Below are 15590 nucleotides of genomic sequence, written 5' to 3'. Positions count from 1 at the left end.
CTCATCGTACTACCCCTCTTGATCTTCATACCTTTTGTAGCGGCTGTGTTAAATAATTATCCGCGCACGCTCAAACAAACAGAGTAAATAACCAAAGCTTTGTAGAATCAGCACTAAACAGCTCTCCAAATGATGTAAGCCAATTACTTTCAAGAAGAAAAATGGCCTAATTACCCAAACGGAAACCGCCTTTATTTAATACATTATAATCATGTGGCACTTGAGACATTAGATTCGACCGAACAAATAAGGTCAATGAGTTAATAATGCAGCCAATCCCCCTTGCCATTTCCCTGAGCCAAGTACTGACGGATTTGCTGTAGGCGCTATAATGGGAGGCCCTTTCAATCTGGTTTGATTTTTAGGAAGAGTCAAGGCCATTTTCTTGCTGAATGTATAATGCGAACAATAAACAATGTGTTGTCCTTTACTTGGTACACAACAATAAGAGGAGTTCCACTAACAACTAATTCTTTAGTGCGGGGAACCCGTCCTGTTCGACCAATACTTGGAAAAGTTGCTATATGTTCTATTGCCTCCATAATGCGCTGCATTACTGTAATTGCTTCATCTGGTTTATCTTGGCTAATATAGTCTTTGGTTGTTTGTAAGTCATTCAGAGCAAGCCGAGTCATTTTGATCTTCAATTATTGATTCCTAATTCTTTCTTGACATCAAAAAAATCGATAACTTGTCCTTGTTCAATTTCTTTCAATCCTTCGTGGATAGCCTGAACTTGCCATTCATGAAGGTCAAGATATTCTTCAATAGCCTCAGCTGCAAGCCAAGATTTTGAGCGCTCAACTGTTTGAGATAAATGCTCTAAGCGCTCAGCAACTTCTGAAGGCACTCGAACTGAAATAAGAGATGTGGCAGCCATGATCATCCTTTGTATACAAGTGAATTATTAATCATAATTATAGCATCTTCTATTCATCACGCAATCTAGGGTTTGTTGAGGTAGATAACGTACCTTATCTACCCCAACAGGGTATGATGAAAAAAGTACTCAGTAGACGGTCTTGAATTTATTGATTGATAAAATGACAAAATCAAAAGTTTGGGGGTAGATAAGGTACTTCACCCTCTGGATGTTCATTTTGATACCAACTTTTATCAGCTTGGTAACACTTCCTTTGCCATCCTGACGCCACTTTTTTTAAAGCTTCCGGTGATTCCATGAAAGAAGCGGGCACTCATCATGGGGATTTATTGATTGTGGATGCGAACTTATCGCCTTCGCATAGAAAAATTGTCATCGCGCTATCGATGGGTAGTTAACGGCCAAACGGTTATCTCGAATCCATGGCGAAGTACAGCTCTTACCTGAAAACCTTTCCTTTCCTCCCATCGCTATTACCGACAGTCAGGGGTTGGTGATTTGGGTTGTTGTAACGCATGTGATTCACCAGGCAATCTAAGTGGTTACAGTAGCGAACATAACCAGAAAGAACCCATGATGGGAAGAGAAATGCTCTCTCCTAATTAAAAATTTTGCTATAAAGGGATTGCCCTGCAATTTAGGTAACCTTTTCTAAACGGAGATTAAATGAAAAACGGAGTCTTATTTTATGTTGAGCATTATTGCAGGTTCATCGGATCCCAAATTGATTATTCGTTCAGTGGCTCATTATTTCACATTGATAGAGAGGAGTTTGGGCCCTATAAAACAATGGGGAATAAACAAAATTTGATTTACAACACCATTAATGACCTGGCAGCTGAGCATGACCACTACGCTTGCATTCGTTTAATGCTTCAATATCGCATTGGCGACTGTGGGGATCAATCCGCCTATTTATCGGCCCTGCTATCCAATACCACTTACTTATCTAAACGCTATAGAGTGTTCTATGCAGCCTATGAAAGCGAACGGGTCAATCACGGCTTTGTACTCATGGTTCCACGTTCTAATCAATTACTTCAAAGCGATCCGTTTCAAAACAAGACCGGCCCAATGATTGTCGATGCTGAAGTATTTTTAGATAATGAAGCCATTATTGTTGCTGATCCCTGGCAGAATAAAATTTTTCCCAATGGGATAAACCAATCGAATAATCCCTTTAACTTTACATCTGAAGTTAGTATTTCAGCGCAACAATGGGTTTTGCAGGAGTTTAAAGTCTCTAACCGTTTTCAGCACCTTCAATTGCATTGCCTTGACTCTCTGATAGAAGGTTTTGACTGTCTTGATAGAACAGTGAAGCTAGAAATTAGAGATACTGTCAATTATCAAAAGGTCTTAATCGATTCAGCAGCACGACCCGATCAAATTGAATTGACAAGAATATTGCTATGTAATATTCCATTTATACCCCTCTCCACAACTCCCGACGATGTGTTAAAACAAGCAAAATCCACCGCGATACTGGCTGATAATTGCACCGGACTGGAGCTGATAAACGCCTTCATCGCTCAAAAAGAATTGGAAAAAACAAGCAAACACAATAAAGCGCGAATGGGATTCTTTGATGAAGCCATTGTGGATGAAAATCCGCTCTGTAGCAACACGTCAGGCGAAACGATATCGCTAATAAAAAATTGAGATAAAGGGGGATATCAATTGAATTAACAACGAATAGCATTTTCTCTTTCGTCAGTCTTAACGCCAATCCCGACTACACGGGGCAGTTATTCTTTAGGCGGGCAGGATAGTAATACCAGGAGCCGATAAAGAAATCGTTTTGTATGGGAAGAATGTAAAGTTTTCGGCAGGCGTAACGGCCCGTAAGGTGATTTTTCCTAAACCGGGCGTTAAGCCATCCGCCTCCGGCCTTGGCTTTTGCAATCTCCTCTTGAACGACTAAAACGCCCAAATCATCTTTATACAACCATTGATTAGTTCCTATCATTTCGGGATGAATAGGGGAGGCGAGCACTGTACCATTCAGTTTAATGGCAAAAATCTGACTTGAATTTTTTTGAAACGCATTCAACGCCGCCTTTTTTCCCTTTGTCTCGATTAATATCCTGGCTTTGGTCACACGGTTGATGACCTTTTTCTCTTCAGTGGTTAAAGATTCCATCGCGAACGCATTCATAGCCGGGAAAGTCGCGAGTAAGAAATAAAAAGTATAAGGCCACTTGCTAAAACTCATTCGATTGCTCGCTCATTAGAATGCGGTTTGTTAACACCACCGGATAACGTTGTAAGCCAGTTCCACCGCCCGGACAGTGGTCGGAGTCACTGGAGACCATTGACCAATAGTCTACGCTATCCGACCGGGGCTTGGAACATGGAAACTAGTTCCTTACGTTCTTCAGACTCTACCATTCCAGGAATCACCAAACCGTTTGCTTAAATGGGCCTGGTGCTCAACATCCGTTTTCTTCGTTATAGCCAGGCGCATATACTCAAGTCTTCCCACGCAAAACTGAACGCGATTTAAACTTAAAGCCCCGTCGGTGAATTGTTCGATTGCAGGGACTAATTCGTCTATATAAAACACATTGGGAGGTTTGGCGCTTTTAAATACGGCTTTCCCGCTAAAAACGACGATATTATGGACATGATGAGGCTCTATAAAATCAAGCGCTTTCTGGATAGCCTTAACGTGTTTATAATTCTGACGGAGGGGATTTTGAAATCTGAATTTATCGTAATAAAGGGATTGAGACCAGCTTCTGGCGTTTTCTTTCGCGAATATCCACCCCTTGTAATGCTTGGTTTCTATCACGAAAATACCTTTTGGGGTGATTAGAATATGATCGATTTGAGTGGTGGAACCATCCTCCAAGCGTAGGGTAATATTAGACAGAACATGAGCCTCCTTGTTTTGACAATACTGTGTTAGCCTGTGCCTGACTCGGGCCTCACCACAATTTTCAGCGTTGTGTTTACGATTTCGTCCGGCAGCATAACCCACTACCAGACCTATAAAAAATACTGACAAGAAAATAAAAATATCCACATCAACCACACATCCTACCTCCAATAAGCCCATTATTTTAACAGTGCCCTCTGGCTTCTCCAAAGATTGTTAAAAACAGTGATTGCATTGGATAAGAACCAATTCAAATTGAATAGATTAGCCCTACAGTTATTTCCGGGATTTAAGTCAATTAGCAGGACACATCAAGAAGTCGATTAGCCCTTGTTTACCTGCTGCAAGAAGCTTCTCAAACAGCCCGCTATGGAACCAGGATGTTCTTCTTGGACTTTTTTAGTTTGGTTTGCCGTAGCCTCATACATAAACTGATATCCTAAGGCCGCGAAGACCCCTAAAAGTTGATTCGAGATATTAAAGGCTGTAATTAGATCGCTTTCTTCATGCTTATCTAACCAGGGCGAAACGCAAAGTTGTTGTAGGAGACGATACTGCCTATCAGTCTGCTTTAAGTTGTGAAAATACGTCAGATTCCATAAGCAGGTATTCAGCGAAAAAAAGGGATGGCTAATTACAGTTTCTCCCCAGTCAATAATACTGACTTCTCCTGTCGCTTTGGAAAGCAGCATATTGTTTTCTTGAAAATCACAATGATTGATGGTTTCAGGAATGTGGTAGCTTGACAGTCTTTCACATTGCTCTACACACCAATCATAGGCATGATGAAGCGATGCGATTTCTTGACGCGTCAGGCCATCGACAACTAAGCAATCTGTTTCCTGTATGAGCTCACGATATAACAAAGGAAATTGGTCTAGCCGCCAATCGGGGATGCCAAAGTTGAGTAATGTAAGTGTATCACTCTCCACGATTCTTTGAATAGAAAGGTAATGATAGATCCCCTTCTCCAATACATTCATATCGATGCCACCGTTTGAAAACAATTCACGCAGAGAGATATCGCCACAGGCGGCTGTCAAGAAAGAATGATAGTAGTCATTTTTTGCAATAACGACAGGAATTTGCTGACATCCATGGGTTTGAAGCAGAGCGATGGTATCAGGCTCACGAAATAGGGCAGGCGGTGTTTGTTTCAAATAGAAGAGCCCTTGCGATGTGGTTATTTTAGTCACTATCGAATGAGCGGGTTCAGCCACTTTTTCTAGTGCAATTACCTTGCAATGACGAGATCTCAAATAATCAGTTGCCCATTGAATCGCTGCGTTATCGTTATTCAAGTGCGTATATCCTGTGATTCAACAATTAGGAATTAGTATAGGATGATCCTGTATTATAGTGACAATGCTTAATCGGAAATAAATCGTAATTAGGGTTACACAAGCATCGAAGAGTCTTCCAACCTTCTGAGCAGGGACAGACTTTGATTGCATCCTTTCGGTGAGTTCACCATAAAGCGTTTATCGCGCGTCAATGGAAAGGGCCATTGCAACTTAAACCATTATTGCTTGGAAAGTAAACGATACCGCAAGGTGTCGGTGCTAGCATTCAACAGAATGTAGAGTTGGCCATTGAAGAGCAGGGGTTCTATGGATGAAAAAATTTGCTACAATCGCTTTCTTTTTTGGGCAGGCCTTGCATGTCAAAATCGATAGTTCTAGCCGCCATTCGAACCACCGGTTTAAAAATAACCCAAGACCGTATTATTGAGATTGCATTAAGCCGATATCACCCCGATGGGGAAAGAGAGTGTTGCAGCATAATCATTCCCTCCTCTTCACCCGAAACAGGGTTGGCACTCAGTGAGGCACAATCCATCGCTGATTGGTGCGCAGGCAGCATTCTGTTGGCATGGAATGTGCGTCTAACCCATAGTTTCTTGAAAAACACCCTGCAAGGACAGGGATTAGCCATTCAGTGTAAGCAGCTCAATTTGGATGCATTAACGCTGCATTTGCTTCCTGAATCGCCTCTTCAGTCTTTAGAGGACCTCAAAGCGTTTCTCAATTGGAATGAATCATTACAACAAGCCATTGATGAACGGGATTTATTAGATGCTTATCTTTTGTATCTTTTCAGACGTTTTGAAAAGGGTACTGTTTGGGAAGTAATTCATGGTCTGGCGAAACGGCGTAGTTCCCCGCCTAAATTAAAAACCGATATTTCAACCATTCCTAATGCTCCGGGCGTCTATCTTTTTTATGGTGAGCATAGTGAGTTACCTATTTATATCGGTAAAAGCATTCGGCTTCGTCAGCGCATTTTGTCTCATTTTCAACAAGACCATTGTTCTGAAAAAGAATTCAAAATGGCACAGCAAGTCGCGTGTATCAAATGGATAGAAACCCCTGGTGAGCTCAGTGCCTTATTATTGGAGTCCAAACTGATTAAAGAGCAGTTACCGCTTTATAATCAAAAACTACGACGAAAAAAACGCATTGTCGGGTATCAACTCAAGACCAATGTTCTGGGCTATCTGACGCTGCACATTCACACGCAAATGGTCATGGAGGATACCGAAGAGGAGACTGTACTGGGTGCATTTACCAGTGTCCATGCCGCCAAGCGCCACCTGGAACGATTAATAAAAAGCTATCAATTATGTCCCAAGCTTTGTGGACTGGAAAAAACAAACAGTGTCTGTTTTTCATTTCAGTTGGGCCGCTGTCTTGGGGCTTGCAATGAAGAGGAGGGGGTCTTGTCTTATAATAAACGAGTTCATGAGGCGGTTACTCTCTTTAAAAACGCAATCTGGCCTTATCCTGGCAGCATTGCGATTAAAGAACAACACCTGAAGGGCGCACAGTGGCTTTTGTTTAATCAGTGGCGCTATCTGGGAACCTTCGATAATGAGCAGGACTTAAACGCTTTCACAGGGAACTTGCACGCAGTCGATTGGGATAGGGATACGTATCGAATTTTAAAGCAGTTTTTAAAGGAAGAACGGCCCCAGGATGAAGTAGTGGTTCTATAGGGGTTAGACTAAGCATTTATTAGGGTGACGTTTAAGAGTAGTAATCCACATCCTTGTGGAGGGCATCTTCCTGATGCCGAGAAAAATTCCGTGTATGACATCCATTGTCTTTACTCTTCTTAAATAGAGTATTCAAAGAAAAGACAAAAAGCAGTAGGTAATCCGCGCAGTGATTTGTAAGACATTTCTCAAATAAGAGGGATTAGCGATTACAACGTGGTGGCCAATTCGATTGCGATGAAGCCTAATGCGAAGTAGTCCTATGCTGCTGGTTGTTCAATTGAACAGCATCTAACAGGGAGTTAAAGAGGGTAAGCCGGGTAGCTCTATAATTTATTTCTTAGATTAGGATGTGGCCGTGGGAAAAGAAAACGCTTGCCCTCTCTGTTCTTCTGTAGCTACTTCATTGATCATCTCTTCCATTGTTGAATCGATTACGCCGTCATTACGGCATTGGAAATACCAATCCCAAATCAAATCAACGACATTTTCTTCATTTGTTTCCTTAAAAAAGCCAATATCCATGTTGTTCGCTTTACAAAGGGCTTCAATGGGTTCCCAATTGAAGAGTAAATTACTCGTGGGTAGGCGTTTACAGGTCAATTGGGAAAAGTGAATATCAGCGGGAATATTAATTTGAATTGCTTTCATAGAAAATAAGGGTTATTAGTTTTATTTTAAAGGGTATATAGGCCTGATTGTTAAAGCAAGTTTGATTAATAAATTATTTTGAATATAAATCTTAAGAGAATCACAGAGTACAATTGGAACAGGGGCTTTTGTAATACTAATGGTATTAGTATGCATTATACGAGAACAGGCGGCTGGACAATTCCCCTAATTCTGCTCCATGGATTAATTGCGAACGGAAACTGCTGGGCAGACGTAGCGTCGTATCTGATGTTGGACGGCGATGTTCTCATGCCTGACGCGAGAGGGCATGGACAATCCTCTTCGCCTGCTGATGAATATCGATATGAGAATCATGCCCAAGATGTAGAGGGTCTAATTAACGCATTAAGGCTCGCTCCTTCAGTGGTAATTGGTCATTCAATGGGAGGCATGACAGCCGCTTTGCTGGCGTCTCAGAAAAAAACGAGGCTTCGAGGGCTTGTTCTAGCTGAGCCTGCTTTTTTAGAGAGCAAATTACAGCATCAAGTGTATGCTAGCGATATTGTAGAACAGCATCGACAATGGCTAAAGACGCCATGGCGAGACTATTTGTCGTACTTACAGACGAAACATCCTAATCGCTCGCTCACTATGCTGACTCGCCTGGCGAGAGCTCGGTATCAAACACGCATCAATGCATTTCAAGTGTTGCGACCTCCCATCCCTTGTTTCAGGCAATTACTTAAGGAGATTGACATTCCCATGTTGCTTGTCATTGTGGAACGCAGTGTGATTTCTCCAGAAACAATTAGAGCACTGACCATTGATTATCAAAGTATGAAGATTAAGAGAATAAAAGGGGCGGGGCACGGGCTTCATTATGATAAGCCCAAGGAATTTGCCACCATCATTCAATCGTTTGTACGTTCGATTGACCATGGAGTTTAACCTGGTATCGAATTCCCAAGACTCATCAAGAGAGGAAAGCGAACAATTTGCCGGAGATGAAGGAAAATGAACAACGAATACGAGCTTGGATTACCATTGGAATATCAGCAAATGCCTGAATACTTCGATGCACATAATGTCAGTGAGCAAACAGACTATAAAAATGCGTTGATTGAGAAACTTTTAAGAGACCAGGGAGTTAAAACGGTCCTTGATATGACTTGCGGAACTGGCTCGCAAGTATTTTATCTTGCCGAAAGAGGCTATAACGTGGTGGGCAGTGACTTCAGCCCAAAATTACTTGAGTTTGCACGGGAGAAAGCCAAAGCAATCAATAAAGATATCCCTTTTATTGACGGTGATATGCGAACGCTTGCCGCAGGACAGTTTGATGCAGTGATTACCATTTTCAATGCAATCGGTCATCTAACGAAAGTAAATTTTGAAAAGGCTCTACACAATATAAAGTCTAATCTTAACGAGAAAGGCATTTATGTTTTTGATATTTTCAACCTGGAAGCCATCACGGCCGAAAGGTTAAGAGAGTATGTAATGGATACAGAGCACTTTGTTAATGAAGTACATATCCGCCATAAACAGTATTCTGAGGTGGATAGGGAAAAAGGGCTTCTTACCTCGCATGACCACTACCTAATTTCCAACGGCTCGGATGAACCGGTAAGTCGCAACCACCGTTTCAGTCTTCAAATCTATACCGCCTTCGAATTACAGACCATTCTTGAACGAAATGGGTTTGACGTCATAAAACAATGGGATATGGAGGGAAATGATTTTATAGCTGAGCATAGTATAAGCATACTCACGGTGGCGAGGAAGAAAATATCACGCTGACGAGATTCGGAGTAGCATGGACCATGTCATAGGTTTAATGCTATTCCCCAAAAGTACCCCGAACAGGGTTTCAATAATTAGAAATTCAATGGACCAGGGACCGGTTATTGCTAAACCGATCGCAGACTAAACTAAATCTATGAATAGGCCTAGCGTTTCAGATTGGGTGTTCTGCTGCAAAAATTTTAATTTCAGATAAGAAAATCCTCAATAACATTGTGTTATATTTCCCCGTGCCTCAGCCAGGTTTAGTTTCAAAAGGATCTCTTAACATGGATTGAGGAAAATTTAACCAATAGAAAGAGGTAGTATGCTTGTTTTTATAAAGCGCATTAAGATATGGCCAGCCATCATTTTAATGATTGTAACAACCACAATGTTTGCTAGGAGTTTGGCAATGGAAAATAACCCATCTGAGATACAGAAAAAAATAAAGACCCTTTGTCTGGACAGAGCCCAATCACCAGGTGATTTCACAGAGTTTACGAATACATTAATGTCGTTAGGAATCATTAGGCAAACTTATGATGTCTTAGAAAATAGTCTCTATTTTTATTCTAAAGAGACAATGTTGTATCGACTACCTGTATCCGAAATTGAAAAATCAGATAGTGCCCCATACATTATTGGAGATACATTGGATGTAGCCAAGGTTAAAAGTGCAATTGAGGATCTCGAAGAAAAAAAACTATCGATTATTGAGTTCCACAGAGAGCTTGCTAAAGCAGGCGTTGTATATGTCAGTGTATTTTTAAATAAAAAAACAATCTACTATTTTGGTCAGGATGCCAAGTATTTCCTTGAAGCGTACTAACTTAAACGTAATTTTATTGAAATCTATTCAAAGTTCGGTATCGCTGAGTTTGAGTGCGATCTTATCGTGAACGAACCAGCGTTGAGTTATAGTCGAAAGTGGTGTATGACAAAATAAATTAGGTGGCGTATTCTGTTGCTTGTTCTTGTCGGAACACAAATCAACAAAGGAGATACGCCATGAAGGATTGTAATCTAAAGCAGTCATCGACACCAGCGGTAGCCAAGGGCTTTGAAGACCCGTTAACGGAGGTGTTGAGACAAGGAGCAAAAGAGTTGATAAGGAAAGCGGTTGAGGCCGAACTATCAGAGATGCTCTCAGCGTACTCAGACGTGCGTTTACTGGATGGTCGTCCAGCAGTAGTCAGGAATGGTTATCTCCCCGCGAGACAGCTTCAGACGGGGATAGGAGAAGTAGAGGTTCAAGTCCCGAAGGTACGAGATCGTAGCGGTTCAGGTATTCATTTTAGCAGTCAGTTGTTGCCGCCCTACTTGAGACGGACGAAGAGCATGGAAGAACTCATTCCTTGGCTGTATTTAAAAGGGTTATCAACAGGAGATTATACAGAAGCCTTATCCGCGTTAGTTGGCGAGAGTGCGCGCGGACTGTCAGCCAATACAGTGTCGCGATTAAAAGAAAAATGGCTTGATGAACACAAAGAGTGGCAACGCCAGGATTTAAGCGACAAACGCTATGTTTATTGGTGGGCTGATGGTATTTACAGCAAGGTTCGCATGGATGACAAGGTGTGCCTTCTAGTCATCATTGGTGTTACTGAGAGCGGGGTAAAAGAGCTTGTAGCGGTTAATGATGGGTATCGAGAGTCCGCAGCGAGCTGGAGTGAGGTGCTTACTGACCTGCGCCAACGAGGCCTTCCAACGGCTCCGAAGTTAGCCGTGGGGGATGGGGCATTGGGATTCTGGAGTGCCCTTGGAGCCATTTACCCTGAAACACGGCAACAGCGGTGCTGGGTGCACAAAACAGCGAATGTATTAAACAAGCTACCCAAATCGATGCAGCCAAAGGTAAAGGCCGCTTTGCATGAGATTTGGATGGCATCGACCAAAGAAGAGGCCTATAAGGCGTTTGATAATACGGTGGAGCTTTACAGCGCTAAGTACCCAAAAGCGATGGAGTGCCTGGCCAAGGACAAAGAGGAACTGTTGGCCTTCTACGATTTTCCGGCCGAACACTGGATTCACATACGGACAACCAATCCCATTGAATCTGCCTTCGCTACAGTGCGTCTGAGGACTAATAAGTCCAGAAACTGTGGCTCCAGAGACACCACCCTGGCAATGGTCTTTAAGCTCATGGAAGTGGCTCAAAAACGATGGATTAAAATTAGAGGGTTTAACCTATTAACATTAGTTGTTAATAATGTGAAATTTGTAAACGGAGTGCAAGTTAATGAGCAGTCAAACAGAGTGGCCGCCTAATGGGCATACACCAGATTTGACAATAACTCACCAGCGTTGTATTCTGATGAGAACATGACACAACAAAACCATCTTAGAAGTATAAAAATGTTTACGTTACTGTGTCTTTGAAAACAATTCATCAAACAATGCCTGAGCCTTCAGAGCGTTGACCTCGAAGAGTTCTTTTTGAAACTGCTCTTGGCTAACGAGATAACAACGATCAAGCTCAAAACGGCTTAATTGCTTTGGTGGACGATAGGGCGTAAGGTGCCTTATTAATCGATAGTTCCCCTTCCACTGCATATAATAAATAGTTCTTCATTCTTATCTTTCCTGAAATCAGTACGAATAGAACTTTCCCCATCAATGGGCCAGAATAAATGCTTGATATCACAATGTTTATAACGATTTTTTCCTTTTAAAAGGTCATTTAAGAAATTTTCTAAGCCAAGAGTACCGAAATACGTGTGGCCGGGATCGCCATAATGGCTAAAAAAGGATTCAGATAGACGCCTAAGAGGCCTAGCGCTCCGGAACTTGCGCCCTGATGCAAAAAGACAAAAGATCAGACTGGGAAGTCTCCTATAACATCATTATATTTCTCTTGTGCATCGGCCAAACTTAATTTGGAATAAATTTCCAGCGAGTCTCTTTTCGCATGTCCTGAATAGGGCTGAATAAAAGCATCATCAATATTTTTCTTTTTAAGCCAAGTAAACAAAAAATGTCTTAATTTATGAGGTGAGATCGATCGCTCAATCCCGGCGAGCTTGGTATATCTCATCAGAATTTTTCTAATTCCTCGATCAGTGTAGTGGCGGCGAAATCCTGACTCGAATAGAAAAAGTCTATTTTCATTTTTATATTGTCTTATATGAAGAGCTAAAGTTTCTTTAAATGCTGGTGAAAAAGGTACAACTCTATCTTTTTTACCTTTGCCCTGATTAATTTTTATTCGGCAACTCGTTAAATCAACATCGATTAATTGTATGTTGACTAATTCACTGACCCTTATTCCTGTATAAAGCAAAACTTTAACGATGAGCATAGGAACAATATCATGAGATTCCCAAACCGCTTTATAAAAAAGCCTGATTTCTTCTTCTGTGGGCACATAAGGTAAGCGTTTTGGTGTCGTGGTTACTTCGATATTAAGATTTTCTCTTACAAACCGAAATACGTCTCGAATATAATCATAATTAGGATTCTGTGCTTTAAGCAAATTTGAAACCTTTTGGGCCATTTTTTTAGCTGATATTCGCTCCATTATGCAGCTTCCTTATAGTGCAGATGCGGCAGACGTGTTGATAAATCTAGTGGGAATAAGCCGTAAGGATTTACGTGCTCATAAATAAGTGGTGTTAATACTCTTTTATCTTCCTTTGTTAATTTGTTTTTTAGCCCATGTTCTTCTATTATTTGCTGAATCATTAAGGTGTTGATATATACCATTGAGAGTTGTAAAAGGTGTAAAGACAATACAGATAATGTCTGCGTCTTCGCATGGTTAGAAGAAATTTCGCCTGAACGACCATAAAAAATGAATTTGGCTACGCCATTCCAAAGCTCAACTACATTCAATCCTTCTTGAATTTCTTGCCTGATAGATTCATGCATTAAGTATTCACAGATGAAGATGGTTTTTAATACTTTGCCCAACTGTGATAATGCTAAATAGATTGGATGTTTCAGGTTGTTTTGATTAAAGCGTCTAAGAATAGATTCTGGATCGGCATGACCGGCCTTCATTGCAGCAGTATATTTTACAATTTGACTATATTGCTCTTTAATTAACTGCCAATTAATACTATCCATCAGCACTGCTTGTAGATTTGTATACTTTTGATAATCTCCAAGTTCACATTGTGCTAATTTTTGTTTATTCAAATTAGCAAGCCGTGGCATAAGTGAAAAACCAAGAAGATGCGCGAATGCAAACCCAACTTCGCTTTGGCCATGTGTATCAACATAGTTTTTCTGAACCGACATTTCAGTGCAGTGTCTCAATACTCCCTCGATCATGGCGGAAACTTCAGAACTTGATACACTTTTTAATTGTGAATGGATGCAACAGGCATTTTTTTCCACATGCCAGTATATCATTACGCCTCTTCCTCCATAGCGATTATGATATTCTGAAATCAAATTTTGAAAATAAGCTGAAAATTGCGTTGAGTCACTGGCAACAGCGATGGGCATGTCACCCCATATTTCTTCTAATCTAATCCTAAATAACGCATTTGCCACTTTGCTGAGTGCATTTTTTAAATTATCGGTTGATAAAAAATAGTTCTTAATGTGTCTGAGCTGGTGCTCACTAATATGGGAATTTCCTGCGCACATGTGTTTTAATCCAACGTTTGTTCCTAGGCCAAATATGGTAAGCAAGATCCTTTCTGAAATTTCGTGGGGTTTTAAATAAATTTTTTCACCATAGGAAATAAAATCATGAGTAAAATGATTTTCTAAATCAACTTCTTTAATCATATCAATGAGATTAGTTCCCTCCCATTTATCCTGTAAATTTTTTTTGATAATTACAATATTGTTTGATTCTGCCTGAGCTGTGAGTGGGGTTACAATAATGCGACCACCATTTTGAGAGCTAATTTTAACTTTTGTATTTTGGGGGATATTGTTATTTAAAGCAGTTAATGCACTGACATGGCGGTGTTTTAATTGTTCAATAAACACATCACCATCAATGGGCAAAGAAAGGTCCTTAAAATGCGCTTCTTTGTTTTCTTCAAAGTTATTCGGCAAATCTTCATCTGGGTTTCGATGTTTAAACGATCCCTCTATCCATATTTCACGACACCTAATCCTGTCTGCAAGCTTTTTTAAAATATAGACCTCATAACAAATTCTCTTAATTTTGCCACTATTCGGATCAACAATGCGCCTTTTCCATTTATCTGGCAAACAATCAATCGGAACATACTCATGATCTGGGAAGTAAATTTTATTACTATCAAAATATTTTTTGATAAGTAGCAATGCGTCCAGTATTGGTTGATGCTCGGCGTTATTAGAACGAAAAGCCATATTTTCTAATAATGGTTGAATCATTCGTCGGTAATGACTAGCATAAGAGCTTCTAATCTGCTGATGTAGAAGGCTTTGGTATTTTGGCCCTTTTTTCTTATATTCATCAATAATGTTTTTTAACTTGTCTTGACCAATAATAGGGAAAATTTTGTCTCTAATTGTGCCATCTGGTTGCTCTAAGCATATTTCCGCTATATTAAACAGGATGGTATCTTTGCCGTAGACTTTTTTCACATCATTAATAAGCTTTTTAACTACACGCTTTTCTGATTTATGAATCACATTACGGATAATGCGATTAAACATGTCGATTGTTTTATCGATAAGTTCTTCTTTTCTTGTATGACAATACATAAATGAATGAGCGCATCGCTTATTATCAGTCATTTGTTTTAAATCACTAGGATTTAAACGGGTAAAGGCCTCTGAGTAATGCACTATTCTTTTTCGTGGAATGGCTTGAATAGCTGATAAATCAAAATTAAATCGATTCAAAACGGATAGCTGCTCCATTAATCCCAATATTGAGTCGAGGGATGGATTGTTAATCTCTTTATTTATCCAACCTAAATAGGATAAGCTTTCTTTGTAGGGCAACAACAACCCATTTAATTGAGCCTCATCTTCTGTAGATAAGCTATTCTGCAGTTTTTCAAATAAACAGTTCTCAAATGCATTGCTGGCATCGAGAATAATTCGTGTCATTGTTTTTTCTTTAAATGATTCAATCCCCCTATCTTTTAAGTACTGCAGAGCTTGATTTTTGATTTCGTCATCAGCTAGGTGATGATTAGGCAATAACACATCCCTTATCCAGATTTCAAGTTCTTTATAATGCGTTTTTTTAGAGAAGGAAGTTTTAAAATATTTTCTAATCAGTGAAATATAATTGCCATACGTTCTTAATGATATGTTACTGATAACAGGTGGAATATTAAGTTGATTTGCAACCTGATTGATAAGATAAACAGGTAGTTTAGTTAGGTCGTTGATGAATTCATGACTTTTTTGGTAATACTTAAAAAGTAAAGCAAATGCCAATTGTTTACTCGAATGTCTTGTCTTTATAAAGCCAATTTCTTCTTCAGTAAGATCAAATTCATTTATTGTTAAATCAATAACACTCATTTTATCAG

General features: G+C 40.1%; 16 protein-coding genes. 7 read left to right on the top strand and 9 right to left on the bottom strand.

Going from position 1 to position 15590, the window contains the following annotated elements; genetic code table 11:
- Nucleotides 1–371: 371 nt before the first annotated feature.
- Together DYH42_RS16270 and relB are read right to left on the bottom strand one after the other, a co-directional pair.
- Entirely contained in the window at nucleotides 372–647 is a 276-nt protein-coding gene (locus tag DYH42_RS16270; protein ID WP_058524213.1) for a type II toxin-antitoxin system RelE/ParE family toxin, read from the bottom strand.
- Nucleotides 644–880 (bottom strand): type II toxin-antitoxin system RelB family antitoxin, encoded by a 237-nt coding sequence (gene relB, locus DYH42_RS16265; RefSeq protein WP_058524212.1) that lies wholly within the window; start codon nucleotides 878–880, stop codon nucleotides 644–646. Before relB ends, DYH42_RS16270 begins: the two co-directional genes overlap by 4 nt.
- 299 nt (nucleotides 881–1179) lie before the next feature.
- Here relB and DYH42_RS16830 point away from each other — a divergent pair, with 299 nt between their 5' ends.
- Together DYH42_RS16830 and DYH42_RS16255 are read left to right on the top strand one after the other, a co-directional pair.
- Nucleotides 1180–1281, top strand: coding sequence for a hypothetical protein (locus DYH42_RS16830; protein WP_083499146.1), 102 nt, complete (start codon nucleotides 1180–1182; stop codon nucleotides 1279–1281).
- Nucleotides 1282–1549: 268 nt separating this feature from the next.
- Nucleotides 1550–2545 (top strand): hypothetical protein, encoded by a 996-nt coding sequence (locus DYH42_RS16255; protein ID WP_058524211.1) that lies wholly within the window; start codon nucleotides 1550–1552, stop codon nucleotides 2543–2545.
- A gap of 73 nt (nucleotides 2546–2618) precedes the next feature.
- On the opposite strand, the gene DYH42_RS16250 is transcribed toward DYH42_RS16255, so the two are convergent.
- From DYH42_RS16250 to DYH42_RS16240, 3 genes are all read right to left on the bottom strand, one after another.
- Entirely contained in the window at nucleotides 2619–3026 is a 408-nt protein-coding gene (locus tag DYH42_RS16250; protein ID WP_058524210.1) for a cache domain-containing protein, read from the bottom strand.
- Between the two features lie 234 nt (nucleotides 3027–3260).
- Nucleotides 3261–3944: a nuclease-related domain-containing protein gene (locus DYH42_RS16245; RefSeq protein WP_237759042.1), complete on the bottom strand. Its 684-nt coding sequence runs from the start codon at nucleotides 3942–3944 to the stop codon at nucleotides 3261–3263.
- Between the two features lie 143 nt (nucleotides 3945–4087).
- The gene (locus DYH42_RS16240; RefSeq protein ID WP_058524209.1) at nucleotides 4088–5065 is read right to left on the bottom strand and encodes a phosphotransferase; all 978 of its coding nucleotides are present in this window, start codon (nucleotides 5063–5065) and stop codon (nucleotides 4088–4090) included.
- 359 nt (nucleotides 5066–5424) lie between these two features.
- Here DYH42_RS16240 and DYH42_RS16235 point away from each other — a divergent pair, with 359 nt between their 5' ends.
- Nucleotides 5425–6759, top strand: coding sequence for a GIY-YIG nuclease family protein (locus DYH42_RS16235; RefSeq protein ID WP_058524208.1), 1335 nt, complete (start codon nucleotides 5425–5427; stop codon nucleotides 6757–6759).
- Nucleotides 6760–7104: 345 nt separating this feature from the next.
- Here DYH42_RS16235 and DYH42_RS16230 read toward each other — a convergent pair whose 3' ends face one another.
- Entirely contained in the window at nucleotides 7105–7410 is a 306-nt protein-coding gene (locus DYH42_RS16230) for a hypothetical protein (protein WP_058524207.1), read from the bottom strand.
- Nucleotides 7411–7560: 150 nt separating this feature from the next.
- On the opposite strand from DYH42_RS16230, the gene DYH42_RS16225 reads away from it, so the two are divergent.
- The 4 genes from DYH42_RS16225 to DYH42_RS16210 all read left to right on the top strand — a co-directional run bounded on the left by DYH42_RS16225 (nucleotide 7561) and on the right by DYH42_RS16210 (nucleotide 11424).
- Nucleotides 7561–8319 (top strand): alpha/beta fold hydrolase, encoded by a 759-nt coding sequence (locus DYH42_RS16225; RefSeq protein WP_058524206.1) that lies wholly within the window; start codon nucleotides 7561–7563, stop codon nucleotides 8317–8319.
- A gap of 66 nt (nucleotides 8320–8385) precedes the next feature.
- Nucleotides 8386–9171, top strand: a complete 786-nt coding sequence (locus tag DYH42_RS16220) for a class I SAM-dependent methyltransferase (protein ID WP_058524205.1) — start codon at nucleotides 8386–8388, stop codon at nucleotides 9169–9171.
- A 310-nt stretch (nucleotides 9172–9481) separates the two neighbouring features.
- Nucleotides 9482–9985 carry a DUF1398 family protein gene (locus DYH42_RS16215; RefSeq protein ID WP_058524204.1) on the top strand — a complete coding sequence of 168 codons (504 nt, stop codon included), beginning with the start codon at nucleotides 9482–9484 and terminating at the stop codon, nucleotides 9983–9985.
- 179 nt (nucleotides 9986–10164) lie between these two features.
- Nucleotides 10165–11424 carry an IS256 family transposase gene (locus tag DYH42_RS16210; RefSeq protein WP_115316897.1) on the top strand — a complete coding sequence of 420 codons (1260 nt, stop codon included), beginning with the start codon at nucleotides 10165–10167 and terminating at the stop codon, nucleotides 11422–11424.
- Nucleotides 11425–11520: 96 nt separating this feature from the next.
- Here the strand turns inward: DYH42_RS16210 and DYH42_RS16205 are convergent, their stop codons facing one another.
- From DYH42_RS16205 to DYH42_RS16195, 3 genes are all read right to left on the bottom strand, one after another.
- A complete protein-coding gene (locus tag DYH42_RS16205; protein WP_058524234.1) occupies nucleotides 11521–11709 on the bottom strand; it encodes a hypothetical protein in 189 nt (62 codons plus the stop codon).
- A gap of 262 nt (nucleotides 11710–11971) precedes the next feature.
- The gene (locus DYH42_RS16200) at nucleotides 11972–12673 is read right to left on the bottom strand and encodes a tyrosine-type recombinase/integrase (RefSeq protein WP_058524233.1); all 702 of its coding nucleotides are present in this window, start codon (nucleotides 12671–12673) and stop codon (nucleotides 11972–11974) included.
- Nucleotides 12673–15582, bottom strand: a complete 2910-nt coding sequence (locus DYH42_RS16195) for a Tn3 family transposase (RefSeq protein ID WP_058524232.1) — start codon at nucleotides 15580–15582, stop codon at nucleotides 12673–12675. The genes DYH42_RS16200 and DYH42_RS16195 overlap by 1 nt, the downstream gene beginning before the upstream one ends.
- Nucleotides 15583–15590: the final 8 nt, after the last annotated feature.

It is taken from the genome of Legionella birminghamensis (genome assembly GCF_900452515.1).
Lineage (GTDB): Bacteria > Pseudomonadota > Gammaproteobacteria > Legionellales > Legionellaceae > Legionella_C > Legionella_C birminghamensis.
The sequence above is the reverse complement of the archived record's forward strand: the minus strand, read 5'-3'. Positions and strand labels throughout refer to the sequence as shown.